A 746-nucleotide genomic window follows, 5' to 3' on the forward strand; every position below is an offset into this window, starting at 1 on the left:
CTCTAGGTAGTGTGGACTGGATAGGGGAAAAGAGGTAAAATAGAAGCATGAAAAGAAATGAAGGCATTCACCGGCACGATATAAGCGACGAGGCGTGGGAACGGATAAAAGAACTGCTGCCCGGACAGGCAGGGAAACGCGGGGGAGTGGCGAAAGATAACCGCCTGTTTATCAACGCGGTAGCGTGGCAGACGCGCACGGGCGCTCCGTGGAGGGATATACCGCCGGAATTCGGGAATTGGAACAGCATACACAAGCGGTTTTGTCGCTGGCGGGATAAGGGAATATGGAGAACGCTGGCGGACGCCGCAATAGGCGAGCCTGCCGGGGATATCTTTATGATAGATTCGACGTATATCAAGGCACACGCGGACGCATGCGGGGCACAAGGCGGCAGTCAGGACATTAGTCGCACAAAAGGGGGCTGAACAGCAAATTGCACTTGGTAGTCGACGAGTACGGGATGCCGGCAGGCGGCATTGTGACAAGCGGTACTGTCGCGGACTGTAGCCAGGCGCCTCTCCTTATGGAGGATTTGGAGGCGGAAGCGTTCCTTGCGGACAAAGCGTATGACACGAACGAACTGCTCGATATGCTTAAGGAAGCGGATATAACAGCCGTCATCCCTCCGGTTAAAAGCCGGAAAGAGCAAAGAGCGTACAGTCATGAACTGTATCGGGCGCGGCACGTCATTGAAAACGTCTTCCGCGCCCTCAAACGCTGGCGCGGAATCGCTACGCGCTACG

General features: G+C 55.6%; 2 protein-coding genes. Both read left to right on the forward strand.

Annotated features, from left to right (window positions below):
* The first annotated feature begins 47 nt into the window (after positions 1-47).
* Positions 48-428 carry an IS5 family transposase gene (locus tag AWU74_RS06955; protein ID WP_062376802.1) on the forward strand — a complete coding sequence of 127 codons (381 nt, stop codon included), beginning with the start codon at positions 48-50 and terminating at the stop codon, positions 426-428.
* A gap of 14 nt (positions 429-442) precedes the next feature.
* On the forward strand, positions 443-746 hold a 304-nt coding region (locus tag AWU74_RS06960; protein WP_162504843.1), incomplete at its 3' end, for a transposase.

The organism is Treponema endosymbiont of Eucomonympha sp., from assembly GCF_001028545.1.

Bases quoted from the DNA above. Each gene is read 5' to 3' on its own strand.
- AWU74_RS06955 (WP_062376802.1), top strand. From the start codon at position 48: ATGAAAAGAAATGAAGGCATTCACCGGCACGATATAAGCGACGAGGCG.